At 66.2% G+C, this 14,540-nt stretch carries 19 protein-coding genes, 1 tRNA gene and 1 pseudogene; 4 read left to right on the forward strand and 17 right to left on the reverse strand.

The features are described 5' to 3' along the window. The 9 genes and pseudogenes from RMO12_RS13030 to RMO12_RS13070 all read right to left on the reverse strand — a co-directional run. A pseudogene (locus RMO12_RS13030) lies at window positions 1–299 on the reverse strand (hypothetical protein); the annotation flags it as partial. Next, complete coding sequence (locus RMO12_RS13035; RefSeq protein WP_309639615.1) at window positions 292–477, reverse strand: hypothetical protein; 186 nt, start codon at window positions 475–477, stop codon at window positions 292–294. The gene RMO12_RS13035 and the pseudogene RMO12_RS13030, both read right to left, overlap by 8 nt. After that, window positions 474–752: a hypothetical protein gene (locus RMO12_RS13040; protein ID WP_309639616.1), complete on the reverse strand. Its 279-nt coding sequence runs from the start codon at window positions 750–752 to the stop codon at window positions 474–476. Before RMO12_RS13040 ends, RMO12_RS13035 begins: the two co-directional genes overlap by 4 nt. Window positions 753–911: 159 nt before the next feature. Further along, window positions 912–1,586: a hypothetical protein gene (locus tag RMO12_RS13045; protein WP_309639617.1), complete on the reverse strand. Its 675-nt coding sequence runs from the start codon at window positions 1,584–1,586 to the stop codon at window positions 912–914. Between the two features lie 98 nt (window positions 1,587–1,684). Continuing rightward, window positions 1,685–1,996: a HigA family addiction module antitoxin gene (locus tag RMO12_RS13050; RefSeq protein WP_309639618.1), complete on the reverse strand. Its 312-nt coding sequence runs from the start codon at window positions 1,994–1,996 to the stop codon at window positions 1,685–1,687. A 23-nt stretch (window positions 1,997–2,019) separates the two neighbouring features. Beyond that, window positions 2,020–2,322: an addiction module antidote protein gene (locus tag RMO12_RS13055; protein WP_309639619.1), complete on the reverse strand. Its 303-nt coding sequence runs from the start codon at window positions 2,320–2,322 to the stop codon at window positions 2,020–2,022. Continuing rightward, window positions 2,319–2,645, reverse strand: a complete 327-nt coding sequence (locus RMO12_RS13060) for a type II toxin-antitoxin system RelE/ParE family toxin (RefSeq protein WP_309639620.1) — start codon at window positions 2,643–2,645, stop codon at window positions 2,319–2,321. The genes RMO12_RS13055 and RMO12_RS13060 overlap by 4 nt, the downstream gene beginning before the upstream one ends. 36 nt (window positions 2,646–2,681) lie before the next feature. Beyond that, window positions 2,682–4,025 (reverse strand): tyrosine-type recombinase/integrase, encoded by a 1,344-nt coding sequence (locus RMO12_RS13065; protein WP_309639621.1) that lies wholly within the window; start codon window positions 4,023–4,025, stop codon window positions 2,682–2,684. A 386-nt stretch (window positions 4,026–4,411) separates the two neighbouring features. After that, window positions 4,412–4,657: a hypothetical protein gene (locus RMO12_RS13070; RefSeq protein WP_309624096.1), complete on the reverse strand. Its 246-nt coding sequence runs from the start codon at window positions 4,655–4,657 to the stop codon at window positions 4,412–4,414. Between the two features lie 149 nt (window positions 4,658–4,806). Here RMO12_RS13070 and RMO12_RS13075 point away from each other — a divergent pair, with 149 nt between their 5' ends. Then, window positions 4,807–5,235 (forward strand): hypothetical protein, encoded by a 429-nt coding sequence (locus tag RMO12_RS13075; RefSeq protein WP_309639622.1) that lies wholly within the window; start codon window positions 4,807–4,809, stop codon window positions 5,233–5,235. A 126-nt stretch (window positions 5,236–5,361) separates the two neighbouring features. On the opposite strand, the gene RMO12_RS13080 is transcribed toward RMO12_RS13075, so the two are convergent. From RMO12_RS13080 to RMO12_RS13105, 6 genes are all read right to left on the reverse strand, one after another. Then, entirely contained in the window at window positions 5,362–5,592 is a 231-nt protein-coding gene (locus RMO12_RS13080; RefSeq protein WP_309624094.1) for a glycine zipper 2TM domain-containing protein, read from the reverse strand. A 236-nt stretch (window positions 5,593–5,828) separates the two neighbouring features. Further along, a complete protein-coding gene (locus RMO12_RS13085; RefSeq protein ID WP_405029677.1) occupies window positions 5,829–6,092 on the reverse strand; it encodes a DUF2783 domain-containing protein in 264 nt (87 codons plus the stop codon). A 56-nt stretch (window positions 6,093–6,148) separates the two neighbouring features. Then, window positions 6,149–7,849, reverse strand: coding sequence for an FAD-dependent oxidoreductase (locus tag RMO12_RS13090; protein WP_309639623.1), 1,701 nt, complete (start codon window positions 7,847–7,849; stop codon window positions 6,149–6,151). Further along, window positions 7,846–8,832, reverse strand: a complete 987-nt coding sequence (locus tag RMO12_RS13095; protein ID WP_309639624.1) for an MBL fold metallo-hydrolase — start codon at window positions 8,830–8,832, stop codon at window positions 7,846–7,848. Before RMO12_RS13095 ends, RMO12_RS13090 begins: the two co-directional genes overlap by 4 nt. A gap of 97 nt (window positions 8,833–8,929) precedes the next feature. Further along, on the reverse strand, window positions 8,930–9,694 hold the full coding sequence (locus RMO12_RS13100) for a SapC family protein (RefSeq protein WP_309639625.1): 765 nt from the start codon (window positions 9,692–9,694) through the stop codon (window positions 8,930–8,932). Continuing rightward, a complete protein-coding gene (locus RMO12_RS13105) occupies window positions 9,691–11,019 on the reverse strand; it encodes a hemolysin family protein (RefSeq protein ID WP_309624089.1) in 1,329 nt (442 codons plus the stop codon). Before RMO12_RS13105 ends, RMO12_RS13100 begins: the two co-directional genes overlap by 4 nt. Before the next feature lie 68 nt (window positions 11,020–11,087). Here RMO12_RS13105 and RMO12_RS13110 point away from each other — a divergent pair, with 68 nt between their 5' ends. Beyond that, a complete protein-coding gene (locus tag RMO12_RS13110; RefSeq protein WP_309639626.1) occupies window positions 11,088–11,900 on the forward strand; it encodes a symmetrical bis(5'-nucleosyl)-tetraphosphatase in 813 nt (270 codons plus the stop codon). Between the two features lie 69 nt (window positions 11,901–11,969). After that, a tRNA-Ser gene (locus tag RMO12_RS13115) sits at window positions 11,970–12,059 on the forward strand. Window positions 12,060–12,158: 99 nt separating this feature from the next. Here the strand turns inward: RMO12_RS13115 and RMO12_RS13120 are convergent. Then, entirely contained in the window at window positions 12,159–13,133 is a 975-nt protein-coding gene (locus tag RMO12_RS13120) for a site-specific DNA-methyltransferase (protein ID WP_309639627.1), read from the reverse strand. A 278-nt stretch (window positions 13,134–13,411) separates the two neighbouring features. Between RMO12_RS13120 and RMO12_RS13125 the strand changes: the two genes are divergently transcribed. Next, on the forward strand, window positions 13,412–14,137 hold the full coding sequence (locus RMO12_RS13125) for a hypothetical protein (protein ID WP_309639628.1): 726 nt from the start codon (window positions 13,412–13,414) through the stop codon (window positions 14,135–14,137). A 123-nt stretch (window positions 14,138–14,260) separates the two neighbouring features. Here RMO12_RS13125 and RMO12_RS13130 read toward each other — a convergent pair. Further along, window positions 14,261–14,540: response regulator (locus RMO12_RS13130; protein WP_309639629.1), on the reverse strand; the 280-nt coding region annotated here is incomplete at its 5' end.

Consider the following 14,540-nt stretch of genomic DNA (forward strand, 5'->3'; position numbering starts at 1 on the left):
TCGTCGCGATGCCGCCGCTCGCGCTCCTTGGTCGCCGCCTCGATATGGCGGGTCAACGCCAGCCGCTCGGCACCAGTCATGCCGCGCCGGTCGGCTGCCGCCCATGCTTCGCTGACACCTTGCCGCATGCAGCCGTACACGCCGCCTCGTAGGTCGGCGAACAGCTTGCACCATCCGGCCAGGTCGCCGCGCCGCTCGTTGGTTGGGAAGCGATGGAAGCGGCCCGGCTCGATCTCGAGGGGCGCATTGCCGAGCCCGGTGCGGATCGCCTCGCGGAACGCGTTGATGGGGTCAGCCATTGCGCATCCTCTCCATCGCCTTCTGTAACAGCCGGCAGAACCATCGCAGCATTTCGCCGCGCAGGTTGGCGACAATGACGGCCAGCTCGTCCGGTTGCCCGACGCCAGCGTGCAGCCGGTCGAGGTAATCGGCCCACCGGGCGCTCGTCTTTCCTTCGGGGATGGCGGGCGTTTTCATTGCTGCGCCACCCCAAGGACTTTGCGTATTCCCGCCACGGGCCAGGCCAGGCGGCCCATGACGCGCAGCGGGCGCAGGCCATCGGGGAATGTCTCGGCGCTTGCCCACCCTCTTGCCGTCTGCTCCTTGCGGTTCAGGTGGCGACACATCACGGCGGTCGAGACGTGCGAGCGAGTTTCGAGATTAAGCGGTACGAAGTCAGCGGGCGCGGCGACGAAGGCCGGGCCTGTCACGCCCTCCCTTGCTTCCGTGCTGTGATGCGTTGCTGTTTGCATACTTGGGTTTCCTTAGCCGTTGCGGCGTGTTGAAAACCCAATCAGGACCTTCGGGTATGGCACCCCGTCAAACGGGGTAGGTCTACCCGGTCAAGCGGTCATAGGTGAACGGGGCAACCGTCCGGGTAGTTTGCGGGTACTTTGCGGGTAGTTCCCGGGTTACTTGCTCAGCCCAGCAAACACTGCCCCAGCGCGAATCGCCGCGGTTCGCTCTTCTCGCGCCTTGGCAATGTCCCTGCCGATGTTGGCCCGGTCGGCGGTCGGCCGCTTCAGCCTGTCGCGGGTGGTCACTCGCTCAAGTGCGCCATGCTCGCCGGCTGCTTCGACTTCGACCTCAAACCATTCCAGCAGGCGTTCGCGGCGACGCGGCGCTGTCTCTCTCACCGAGGCAACGGGCGCATCAATCAGCAGCCACTCGGCGGCCTTGCGCACGCCTTCATCGTCCCGCCCGAAGCGACTGTTGGCTTCGAGGTACAGCCGGTGCGCCTCTCGCAGCGCCTCGCGCTCGTCGTCGGCGTTATTGCCCAATGCAGCCAATGCGGCTTCGTCCAGCGAATCGCCGTTGTCGAAAACTTCGTGCAGAAATATTCCGCCACCGGCCAGAAAGAATGCTGCAAGCTCATACGCGGAGAAGGGCACCGGCAGCGCAGGCACTTTGCTGTTTCTCCGTGGGTGCCACTCCATGACCTCCCGCTCGTTGAACGCGATGAAGCGTTCGCGCTCGGCAAGCCACAACCCGTCGTCCTTCAAGTCGTGCCATGGCAAGACTTCCTTGACGCTTTGCCTCCCGCACATTGCTCGCAACGATGCACACGAATACTTCTTCGGTTCCATTGCACCCCTTCAGGTGTCAGCCTTCAAATGGGAGCCCTTGCCAGGCCGGTGAAGGAGTCCGGCTTTTCCCTCCGTCGAGGTAGGCAGGGGCGAAACGGTCAGGCGGCCACCGGCGCGGGTTGAACGTGCATCGGCTTGGTCTTGAACCTCTGCGCGGCTTGCCACACGTCATAGGCGCTTTGCTCTGCCAGCCACAGGCGAGCTTCGCCCCCACGCTTCACGCCCAGCCATGCCTCGATACGCAAGGCCATTTCAGGCGAGATAGCGGCGCGGCCATTCAGCACGCGGGACAGTGCCACGCGGGACACGTCGAGCTGTTGCGCGGCCTGCGTGACAGTCAGCCCCAGCGCCGGCAAAACATCGTTGCGCAACGTCAGGCCGGGATGCGGGGGGTTGAACATGCGTGCCATTGTTGTTTCTCCGCTTTCAGTGATCAGGCGTGGGCGCCCAGCCGCAGCCCGGTCGCGTTCAGTAGCGCCAGTAGCGTTTTCAATGTCGGGTTGCCACGCGGCGACAAAGCGCGATACAGGCTTTCGCGCGGAATGCCTGCGCGCTCGGCAACGCTCGCCATGCCTTGCGCCTCGGCAATCTGGCGCAGCGCTGCCAGCAGCGCGTATTGCCCCCCAGGTTGGTCGGCTTCGTCGAGCGCGGCGGCGAGGTACACGGCGGCGAAGTCGGGGTCTGCCTTCAACAGGTCAACTACCGTTTCATCGTGCGGACGGGATGCTTGTTTCATGGTGCGTTCCTTCGTTGCCAGTCTTGCCAGTAACCCAGCGCGGCGGCGATATCAGCTCGCTGGCGCCGCTTGTCGCCACCCATCAGCAGAAGCACGACGCGGCGGCCCGCAAGGGCGTAGTACACACGATAGCCCGGCCCCCAGTCGATGCGTAACTCCCACACGCCACCATCGAGCGGCTTGCAGTCCCCGAAGTTGCCAGCGGCCATGCGCTCGACGCGCACCAGCACGCGTGCCCCTGCCTGACGGTCAGCCAATCGAACCAGCCAATCGGCGTAGGGCTCGCTCCCGTCCGGGCTTTGGTAGGTCCGGATATCGTGCATCAGGTCTGTGAATTATACGTTACATGCCGACCCACATCAAGCCACCACGCGCAGGCCACCGGGCGCGGCCTTCGTCGCATCGAACGCTATCCCGGCCTTGTCGAGAATGAATCTCTCAATCAGCGCCAGATACGGGCGCAGCGCATCAATCGAGCGGGGCCGGTAGCCCTCGGCAATCGCGCTCGGCTTATGCCCCATCACTTGCGCAATCGCACCTGCTGGAGCCCCTGCGGCTTCACCCAATAACGAGAACGTGCGGCGCAGCCCGTGAATCGAGACGTGCGGGATGCCCGCGTCGGCCAGAACGTCGGTATGTGGTGCGCGTGGCTCTGCAATGCGGCCCGATGCGCTCATCGTGCTTGAGAACACGAACGCATTCACGCGCGGCAAGCCAGCCAACAGCATCGCCATGTAAGGCGTGAGCGGGATAACGCGGGTTGCCTCCACCTTGTCGGCGATGGTGAGTTTCTGCCACCGAAAATCGACGTTCGCCCATGTCAGCCCGGCCAGTTCTTCGCGGCGCGCGCCTGTCAGCACCAGCGCCTGAAGGTACGCGGCGGCGGTGCGGGTTCTGAGCTTGTCGGTGCCTGAGAACCATGCGGGCAATTGGTCAATCTCCAGCGCGTCGCGGCGCTTGTTCACGCCGGGCAGCACGTCCCCCAATTCGCTGGCCCGTGCGGCATTCTTGTTCACCAGTGCGCGCAGGTCTTTCTTCGTGGCGCACCAGCCAAGGAATCCGGAAAACATCGCCACGGCGCGCGCGGCCTGAATCGGCGCGGTCTTGCCCTCGTATGCATACCACTCGCGGATAACGTCTTGGTCAATCGACGCAAGGGTCAGCGGCATCAAGGCAGCAAGATGCCCCGGCTTCGTCATGCCCTTCCCTCTCTTCTTCGGTTCGCCACCCAACGAAGCGGCCTTGTTCAGGTCGGCGATGTAGCGTGGCTTCCATGCACTGCGGCGCTTGGGCTTGCCCTCTGCCATGTAGCGCGGCCACACATCGGCGACGGTCACGGTACGGCTTGCGGCTTCCGCTTCCATCGCAGCCTTCGCGGCCCGCTTGTCCCGCTCAAGCTCGCGGGGGTCGGTGCCACTGTCCAGCAGCACGCGCAGCCGGTTCGCCTCTTGCTGCGCGCCTTCAATCGTCCAGGCCCGCACGTCACCAATGGTCTGGCGAATGGTCTGGCGGTTCAGCTTGCCCTCGAACACATATGACTTCGCACGGGCAGCCGTCACGCGCACCCGAAGCCCGGGCGTTTTCTTGTCGCGCAGGAACGCTTGCATCTTGCCGGGAGGGCACACCAGCGCGTCAATCAATCCGAAGCTCAGTTCGTGACTGTCGGCCAGGTCTATCGGCGCGTCTTTCTTCCGTCTCGCCATGCTGCACCCCGTTTCCATGTAGCCACCATGTAGCCACCATGTAGCCACATTCCCCACATTCGCCCGAATTTCAATCAACACCGGCCAGCGGCAAAATCGGCCTAAACCGTTGATTTATATAGGTAACGTGGGAAGTTTATCAACGGGGATGAATACGGGCAAACACTATTTTTGCCGCATTCGTAATGCGAAGGTCGGGAGTTCGACTCTTCTCGCCGGCACCAGTGCAACCGAGAACTTGGCCCAGCCCACAAGGTTGGGCTTTGTTGTTTGTGGCCGGTACGTCTTTGCGCGAAGGACGTCGCCTGCGTCGCAAGGACGTGCAACGCCGACGCGCCCGGCATGACGGCTTCACGGCGCGAGCATCGATTGAAGCGGGTTTGGCGTCACTCGCGGTCGAAGAAAACCCCGGCGCACAGAGCGACGCCCACCGCGTAGAGCAGCCAGGTGCGCGAGATCGCGTAGGGATAGACCATCAATCCGACACCCAACCACGTCGTGCGTCGGCGCCCGCGTTTGCGCCCTCGGCGAAACGCCAAGAGGCCGATCAGGCCGAACACGACGGCACCGAAGATGTACGCAGGGCTGGGCAGTTCCAACCCAAGCGACTGCAAGGCCGCCAGTTCGTTCATAGGGCAAAGACTCGAGGCCGGTGGGGTCGGGCCGATGATCGTACGCCGCGCTCGGCAGCCAGAGCGGGTCCGCAGGCTCGTAGACATCACGCCGGGCCCGGTTCAACTTAACGCTATATACTGTTTATACAGTTTTACAGGAGACCCCCATGACCACGACCCGCAAGCGTTCACCCGCAGCAACGGCCAAGACCAAGGCGACCAGCGCGGCGGCAACGCGCAAGCCCGTCGCCGCCAAGAAGACCGCGCCGGCGACGCCGCTGGTAAAGGCCTCTGCAGCAACGCCCAAGAAACGCGAAAAAATGATTCGTGACAGTTTCACCATCCCGAAGACAGAGTTTGGTGCGCTCACGCAAGTCAAGCAGCGCGCTGCCGAGCTTGGTCATCCGGTCAAGAAAAGCGAAGTGCTGAGGGCGGGTATCAAGGCACTGGTCGCGATGGCCAACGCCCCACTTCTGGCGGCGCTGCGAGCTGTTCCCTCGATCAAGACGGGCCGCCCCGCCGCGCTCGAGTCCGCGCCAGAAGCGAGAGTGCGCGCGGCCCCGGCCCGCAAACGCAAGGCCGCCGCCCCGAAGTAGCCCACCCGCGCTGGTAACTCTGCCTGCACTGGCACGAAACCTCAACGGCGGCGCGACGCTTCAAAGGCAGCAAGGCCACCCTCGGGTGGCCTTGCTGCCTTGCGGCGAAGAGGGGTGATCAGGCGCTTAATTTCCTTCCTTGCGCTTGCCGACTTGGTTGCCGATCACGCCACCCACCGCAGCGCCACCCACGGTTCCGACCGCACTGCCGTTGGACAGCACCGATCCGGCCACGCCGCCCACACCGGCACCGATGGCGGTTGCCTTCTCTCTTTCACTCAAGCTGCCGCAGCCGGCAGCCAGCAGGGTCGCGGCAAGGCCGCAAGTCGCGAGGGCGCTTCGATAGGTCAATTTCATGGGGACACTCCTTGGATGGGCCCGTTAAAAGGCATACCTGCAAGGTAACCGGGCGGCGCTCGCGCCACAGTAGGACGGTGGCAGTCGTGCTTGTCAGACGCAACGCACTTGCGCAGGTGTTGGCGGCAAAACACGTGCGCCATCGTGGGCAGGGGCCATCGACTGCTCGCCCATCACGCCACCCGAGCACTCGCGCAGCACAGCGGCGGCACGCCGCCCGCCGCGCTCTGCCGGGTTTACACGCCGCGGGGTGGGGCAGCAGCGTCGTTCGGGCCGTCGTTCTCTCCGCTCGTGCCATCGCCCATCTGATCGGCAGCCCGCCGCAGCACCGACGCGCGCGCCGCGCTCAGCAGTTCGACGAGCCGCGCCTGCACGCCGATCTCGTTGGCCAGCAGCAGCACCAGCTTGGCGTTGAGCGCGTGGCTCTGTGCACTCGTGAGGTCGCGGTGCGCGCCGAGCAGCGCGGCGTAGAAGTCGTCCGGAGCTTCGAGCGTGGTCATGACGGTTCTCGGTGACGCGCGCGGCATGCGAATCAAAGACCAAAAACGCAGCGCGCTCAACGGCCCTGCGCGCGCTCGAGCGCTGCGCGCACACCGGCTGCGGTCGGCAAGCGCCAGCGGGCGCAGACGTGCTGGTCGGGGCGCAGCAGGTAGGCGTTGCCGGGTCGCAGGTCGTAGCGGCGCGCGAGCCAGCCCTGGGCATCGGCCGTGCGCGGCAGCGCCAGCACCTCTAGCCGCAGCGTGGCAGCCCAGGCCGGCGCCTCGCCTGCGAACAGCAGCGTGAAGCCGGGGGCGGCTTCACGCAACAGCCAGCTCGCGCGCACGCCCGGCCCGTCGTGCCCGCCCTCGTCGCCCTGCCCTTCGTGCTCGCCTTGCCGCCCCATCTGCAAGGGCGCATCCGCCGTCGGCGCGCCGGGGTGCATGGCACCCTCGAAGGCATCGACGTCGGGCGTGTTCAGCGGCGAGTCGCGCAGCACGGTGGGCGTCGACAGGCGCCCGCTGTTGACGAGTCGGCGCGCAAAGTCGTGCTCGCGCGCGAGGTCGAGCACCGCGTCGCGAAACAGGCGACTGACCTCGCTCTTGGGCGTGATGAAGTCGGTGCTGCGCGTGGAATGCAGGATGTTCTCGTCGGCGGCGGCTTCGCGCTCGACGCAGTAGCTGTCGATCAGGGACTCGGGCGCTTGCCCGCGCAGCACCGCGGCGAGCTTCCAGCCGAGGTTGTCGGCGTCCTGCACGCCGGAGTTGGCGCCGCGCGCGCCGAACGGCGAAACGCCATGCGCCGCGTCGCCCGCGAATACGATGCGCTGGTGCCGAAAGCGCGCCATGCGCTGGCAGGCGAAGGTGTAGACGCTGGCCCACACGAGGCTGAAGTCCACGTCGCGGCCAAGGCCGTGGCGCAGCAGCGCGCGCACGCGAGCGGCAATGCGCTCGGGCGCTTTCTCGGCCTCGGGATCGGCGTCCCAGCCGAGCTGGAAGTCGATGCGCCAGATGTCGTCGGGCTGGCGGTGCAGCAGCACGCTCTGGCCGCGGTGGAACGGCGGGTCGAACCAGAACCAGCGCTCGGCCACGCCGCCGGGGAACACGTCGCCCGCGCGCATCTTCACGTCGACGATCAGGAAGCGGTCGCGGAACACGCGACCACTGGCCTCTTCGCCGATGGCCGCGCGCACCGCGGAGCGCGAGCCGTCGCAGGCGACGAGCCAGTCAGTCTGCAGCGCCCGTATGCCCTCGGGCGTGTCGACCTCGATGCGCACGCCACCCGGCTGGCGCTCGACCGCGCTCACGCGGTGGCCCCAGCGCAAATCGATCAGCGGCAGTTCGCACGCGCGCTCGACCAGCCGCGCCTCGACAAAGGACTGCGGCAGGTTGACGAAGGCCGGGCGCTCGTGGCCGTCTTCGGGCAGCAGGTCGAAGGTGTAGACGGGCGCGTTGCCGAAGAACACCTTGCCGCGCTGCCAGCGCACGCCATGCTCGACCATGGCATTGCCGACGCCAAGGCGGTCGAAGATTTCGAGCGTGCGCTTGGCAAAGCAGATGGCGCGTGAGCTTTGTCGTGCGAGCACCAAAGCACGGTCGGCATCGCTTGCCAGGCTCGGGTTCCGGTCGAGCAGCACGACACGCTGGCCACGCTGCGCCAGGTCGATGGCGAGCGACAGGCCCACCGGGCCCGCACCGACCACCACCACGGCATGCCGTGCGCTTCGATCGGCGCCGCGCGGGGGCGCAGCGCGCGGGGGCGACGGGCCGGTCGGGCTCATCGCAGCGTGCCCGTCTGGGCTCCGGACGCGAGGCTCGCCCACATCTGGCGGTCGCGCTCGGCCGTCCAGATGCGCGGGTCGCGGTGGCCGACGGCTTCGTCGAAGGCACGCGTCACGTCGAACGGCAGGCAGTGATCGAAGATGACCCACTGACCGTAGCGCGGCTGGAGCGCCGCATAGGTGCGGCGATAAACGGCATTGAGATCCTCTCCCACCGCCGCGCCAGCCTTCACCGCCGCGTACAGCTCGGTCACGAAGGCACGGGTGCCGTCGAGCCCGGCCTTCACCTGCGCGGGGGCGCCGAGCGCCGCGCCGCGCCCCGGCACGAGCTGGGCCGGCTGCAGCGCCGCGAGCCGCCCGAGGGTGGCGGGCCAGTCCTCGAAATAGGCGTCACCTGCATAGGGCGTGGCGCCGAACTCGACCAGGTCGCCGCTGAACAGCGTGCGCTCCTCGGGCAGCCAGACCACGGTGTCGCCCTTGGTGTGGCCGCGACCGAGCTGCAGCAACTGCACCTCGAGCTTGCCGAGCCACAGCGTCATCTTGCCGGTGAAGGTGAGGGTCGGCCAAGTCAGGCCCGGCGGCACGCTTTCGACATTGCGAAAGAGGCGCGGAAAGCGCCCGATCTCACTGGCCTTGTCTTGCTCGCCGCGCTCGACGATGAGGTCGAAGGTGTCCTGGCTGGCGATGATGTGCTCGGGCCGGTAGGCGCTCGCGCCGAGCACGCGCACCGCGTGGTAATGGCTCAGCACGACGTAGCGAATCGGCTTGTCGGTCACTTCACGGATGCGCCGGATCACGTCGGCCGCCATCACCGGCGTGGCCTGCGTGTCCACCACCAGCACGCAGTCGTCGCCGATCACGATGCCGGTGTTGGGGTCGCCCTCGGCGGTGTAGGCCCAGGCATGCGCCGAGAGCTGGGTGAAGCTGACCTGCTTTTCCTCGAGGTCGGCTTGGGAGGCGAAGGATTTGGTGGCGGTGTTCATCGGGCGATCTTAAAACCCGTGCGACCGGGTGACATCAGCGGGCATGCGGCGTTGGTGCGATTTGGTGATGCCACCGGCCGAGCTGGCGGCGGGCGCCCTACATCCGCCGTCCCAAGCGCTGCGTCAACCCCTGCACGTTCGTCATCGAAATCAAGTGCGCGTGCAAGAGGCCGAGCGCGCCGTTGCGCAGCAGCTCCAGCGCCGCCGCGTCGGGCAAGGCCTTGAGCCTGGCTTCATCGATCACGTTCACGCCGCCGGCGTTGAGCGACTGCCCGTCGGGCAAGGTCACGTCGATCTGCACCGACTTGAGCAGGTCCAACTCGACGATGCGCGCGCACAGGAGGCGCGTGCGCTCGATCTCCTGCTCGTAGGCGTCGAGAAACTTCATCATCTCCTGCAGCTGCGGCGCGGGCGCGCCGTCGTCCTGCACCAGCAGCTCGCCTTCGGTGTCGCTCAAACCTTCGTACGCCAGGTCGATCATCACGCTGTGCTGGCCCTCGCCGGTGCGCGCGTAACTGAAGGGGTAGCGGCGGATGAAGCCCGGCACGTAGCGCGCGTCCCAGCGGCCGTCGGCCTCCACGAAGAGGTTCTCGCGCTCGCGCAGGCCGAGCAGCGCCACCGGGCTCATCTCGCTTGCACCCTGGGCGTCGGGCGCGCTGCCCGGCACGAAGCCGATCACGTATTCCTTGGCGACCTCGGCCCATTCGCCCACCGCCACGAAGCAGGCGTTCATGGGGGCGGCCAGGGCAAAGCCTTCGATGCGCTTCAAGCGCTTGCCGCGGTGCGCCGTGCGGTCGAGCAGCGCCGGCTGGCGGTAGAGCGAGAAGGCGGGGTTGGATGCGGGAGGTTTGGGAGTGCTCATGGCTCGAGACCCGGCAGCGTGCCGGTTGCGGTGTCTTCGGGATCACGGTCGATGCGGCTCACCAGCACCTTGTCGACACGTTTGCCGTCGAGATCGACGACTTCGAAACGCCAGCCTTCCCAGTCGACCACGTCGCCGGTTTGCGGCAGGCGCCCGAGCAGCAGCATGGTCATGCCGGCCAGCGTGTTGTAGCGACCGCGGTCTTCATCGGGCAGCAGCCTGAGTTCGAGTCGGTCCTTGAGTTCGGGCACCGGGATCAGGCCGTCGATCAGCCAGGAGCCGTCGGCGCGGCGTACCGCCCAGGAATTGTCGGAGGTGGGTGTCGTGAACTCGCCGGTGATCGCCTCCAGCACGTCGCGCAGGGTGATCACGCCCTGCACTTCGCCGTATTCGTCGACCACGAACACCATCTGCGTGGCCGAACCGCGAAAGTGCTCCAGCAGCTCCATGCCGGTCAGCGTTTCGGGCACGAACACCGGCGCCTGCAAATCTTCGGTGAGCGAGAGCGTCCGCCCGCTCGTCACTTGCATCAACAGGTGCTGGGTGCCGACCACGCCAAGCACTTCATCCAGGCCGCCTCGGCACACCGGGTAGCGCGAATGCTCGTGCTCGGCCATGACGGCCAGCGCTTGCGCGACGGGCGCGCTGCTGTCGAGCCAGGCGATCTCGCCGCGCGGAATCATCATCGAGCCGATCTGGCGCGCGTCGAGCCGAAACACGTTGCGCACCATCTGGTGCTCGTGCGCCTCGATCACGCCGGCATCCACGCCTTCGACCAGGCTCGCGGCGATCTCCTCCTCGGTGACGCTGCGGCTGCCGGTGTCGTGGATGCCCAGCAGCCGCAGGATCGCACCGGTGCTGCCGGCCAACAGCCGCACCAGCGGCTTGGCGGCAAACGACAGGCCGCGCATCGGCCGCGCCACCAACCGCGCCACCGCCTCCGGGTAAAGCTGGCCGAGCCGTTTGGGCACCAGCTCGCCGAAGATGATGGTCAGGATGGTGATGATGACGACCACCAGCCCCAGCGAGCCGATGTCGGCGGCACGCGGCGCCACCTCGAGCGTCTTGAGCCAGGCCGCCAGCGGCTGCGAGAACGCCGCCTCGCCGACGATGCCGTTCAAGATGCCGATCGAGGTGATGCCGATCTGCACCGTGGAGAGAAAACTGGTCGGGTCGTTGTGCAGCTTCAGGGCCGCCACGGCACCGGCGTCGCCGCCTTCGACCAGCACTTGCAGCCGTGCCTTGCGGCTGGCGGTCAGCGCCATCTCGGCCATGGCGAACACGCCGTTGAGCAGGATCAGGAATGCGAGGAGCAAGACGTCCATGCAGGGCGGGCCGCGCGACGAAGTCGGGGCACCAGGGGCGGGAGCGCGAGGGTAGCAGAATCACCCCGATGCACTACCTCCTGGGCGACCTGCAGGGCTGCGGCGGCGCGCTCGATAGGTTGCTGGCGCTGATCGATTTTTCGCCCTCCCGCGACCGGCTCTATGTGCTGGGCGACCTGGTCAATCGCGGGCCGTCGTCGCTGGCGGTACTGGAGCGCCTGCATGGCCTGGGTGACGCCGCCACCTGTTTGCTCGGCAACCACGACCTGCATCTGCTGGCGGTGGCGCACGGCGTGCGGCCCGAACACCGCAGCGACACCTTGCGCGGCATTCTCGAGTCGCCGCGGCGCGCGCACTGGCTCGACTGGCTGCGCACGCGCCGCCTGGCGGTCCACGAGCACGGCTGGCTGATGGTGCATGCGGGCGTGGCGCCGCAGTGGGACGTGGCGCTCACCCTCGAACTGGCCGGCGAATTGGAGCGCGCCCTGGCCGGGCCGGACTTGCACGAGTTTTTGCAGCAGATGTTCGGCAACGAGCCAACGCTCTGGGACCCCGCCCTGGCCCGCCACGACCGGCTGCGCTTTGCCGTCAACGCGCTCACGCGCATGCGCTTCGTCGACGCGCGCGGCGCGCTCGACTTCAAGGTCAAGGCGGGTGTCGACCAAGCGCCCGCGGGCCTGGTGCCCTGGTTCGACGCGCCCGGCCGGCTCACCGCCGGACAGCCGATCGCCTTCGGCCACTGGTCGGCGCTCGGCCTCGTGCAGCGCGACGATCTGCTGGCACTCGACACCGGCTGCGTGTGGGGCGGCCGGCTCAGCGCCGTGCGCATCGACGGCGGGCGGCGCGAGCTGATCCAGGTGGAGTGCGGCCCGACGCGCTGAGGCGGCGCCAACGACCGCGCGGCGATGCGCACGGGCCGGCAGCGCTTGCGCGGTGAGAGAATTCGCGTTGGAGGCGTGGCCGAGCGGTCTAAGGCAGCAGTCTTGAAAACTGCCGAGGGGGCAACCCCTCCGTGAGTTCGAATCTCACCGCCTCCGCCAACTCGCGCAAACCAGAGTTGCGGCGCAGACCAAATCGGGAAACGCGCGTACCGCACGCCGTCTGCCAAACATCGACCAGTGCCGAGGACCTGTGCCGGGTTACCCGACGAACCTGAACTTGCTCGCTTCGAGATAGTCCTCGAGCAACTCCATCCCGACCCACCGACGGCCTAAGCGTTCTGCGACAGCGCCGGCAGTGTTCGAGCCGGCGAACGGATCGAGCACGAGGTCACCTTCATCGGTCAACAGCTTGATGAAGAACTCAGGGAGTGCGGCCGGGAACCGGGCCGGGTGAATCTTGATGCCCGATTCCTTGCAGCGAATCGTGTAGGGATCGTTGGCCGCGTTGTTGCCCGCAATGAGCATGTCGTTCGCAGTCTGATCCTGCAAGACGTTCGACGGAATCGAACCGCCGGCTTCGATCTTGTCGAATGACGAATTGATGCTGTGCCCTGACGGACGCACCGTCGCCTTCACACCCTTCTTCGCGAGCCGGTACATGTCAGCGCTGTAGGGGCGCAGTACTTTGCGGTTGTCGGCCTTCGGGAATGGCGTCTTCGATAACCACCAAACGTGCTCGACTGAATCCTTGATTCGGACGCGGCGCACCGTTACCCACTCCGCAGGCACCGGCATCTTCGCCGGGTTGTACCAGTAGCACTCCTGGGCCAGGTAAAAGCCAAGTTCCTCCACCAACGCGATCATCAACTTGAAGTGGTAGAGCGAGCGTGTCGGCTGACCGGGGTTCCAGCTACCGCCGATGTTCAGCACGAAGCTACCGTCATCAGCCAACACGCGGTGGATCTCCCGAGCAAACGTCAAGAACCACGCGACATAGTCAGCCTTGCTGACGTTGCCGTATTCCTTCTTGAAGTGCAGCGCGTATGGCGGTGAAGTAAATGCGAGGTTCACCGACCCGTCAGGCAGCGCCTTCAAGAGGTCGCGCGAATCGCCCAAGTACGCAGCCCCCGCTGACGTTTCATAGAACGGCTCCACCCCTCGAATCAATCCCCGCGGATGCTCCTGAGTGGGAGCAAACAGGCTGGGCTGCGGAGCAGCTATGAGTTTGTTCATTGAAGCGCTGAAAGACCGTTGCGTATCATTCGATGACTGCATTGTACCAATAAATCAGTTGACAAAGTCAACCCAATATTCATCTCTGATAGACCCGGCGGCGTGGATCAGTCAGGCGGACGCTTCGCGCCTTCGCGGAGTGTCGCGACAGGCCATTGCAAAATTGGTCAGCAACGGTCGCTTGCGAACACTCGAAGTCGGCGGACGCGCATTCGTGAACCGCACCGACGTCCTGACGTTCGAACCGAACCCGGCGGGTCGACCCAAAGGCACGGCGCGTGAGTGAGGCGCACCTTGTCGCGATCCGCGAACTGCTCACGCAATGTTCCCTCGAGGAACAGGCGGCACTGTTCCAGGAGCTGCGCGCGCGACACTTGATCCACGAGTTTGAAGAGATCATCGGCGCTCCGGCCGAGATGATTCTGGAGGCGGTGCATCGAGCGCCCGAGCTGACGCGACGAATGTTGCGTGGCGTGATCGCCGATGCGGCGTTTCGGCAGTTCGTTGTTCGCTCGCTCGATGCTTTGGGCTGGCGGGACGTGACCCCGATCGGCAACTTTGCCTACGACTACAAGATGGACGATGGTGCCGGCGCTGTGACGGTACAGGTGAAGCTGCAGCGCAGCCAGCGTGGCGCGCCGATCGTGAAGCGTGGCGAGCGTTACGCCTTCGGCGACGCCGTCCATATTGTCGAGACGCAGAAGACTCGCACTGGCACTGACGGCGACGACAACCAGACGCGCCCCTATCGGTATGGGGAATTCGACCTGCTCGCGGTGTCGATGCAGCCATCAGTGGCCCGATGGGACCGCTACATGTACACGCTCGGGCGGTGGTTGCTACCCGGACGAAATCCGGGAGAAATAGCCACATTGCAGCCCGTCGCGATAAGCCCGAACGAGTTCTGGACAGACGATTTCAGCACGGCCGTGCAGTGGTTTCGGCAACACGATGACGGCAAACGAATGACGGATTCAGCGGCGACGCGCCGGGCCGCGCAGTAAGAACGGCCAAGCTCCGAACCGAAGGCGGGCGGCACTTCCGAGCTGAAGCAAGCCCACGGCTTGGTGCGCTCGTCAGCCGTCTCGCTGACAGCCTCCGCGACAGCGGCGGCCCCGCAGGCGCCCTCACGACCGGCCGCGCCCCAGCCTATCGGCCAAGCCCTGCTCCACCAGCGCAAAGTCGATGGGCTTGGTCCAGTAGTCGTCGAAACCCGCGTCGCGCGCGGCGCGCGCGTGGTCTTCCAGCGCGTCGGCGCTGAGCGCAACGACCGCAATGCCAGCGGTGGCCGCGTCGGCGCGCAGCGCCTGCAGCACCTGATGGCCGTCCATGTCGGGCAGGTTCATGTCGAGCAGCACGAGGTCGGGCGCGAGTTCACGCGCCACGCGAAGGCCTTCGCCACCCGAG

Source organism: Methylibium sp., assembly GCF_031393925.1.
Taxonomy (GTDB): Bacteria; Pseudomonadota; Gammaproteobacteria; order Burkholderiales; family Burkholderiaceae_C; genus Methylibium.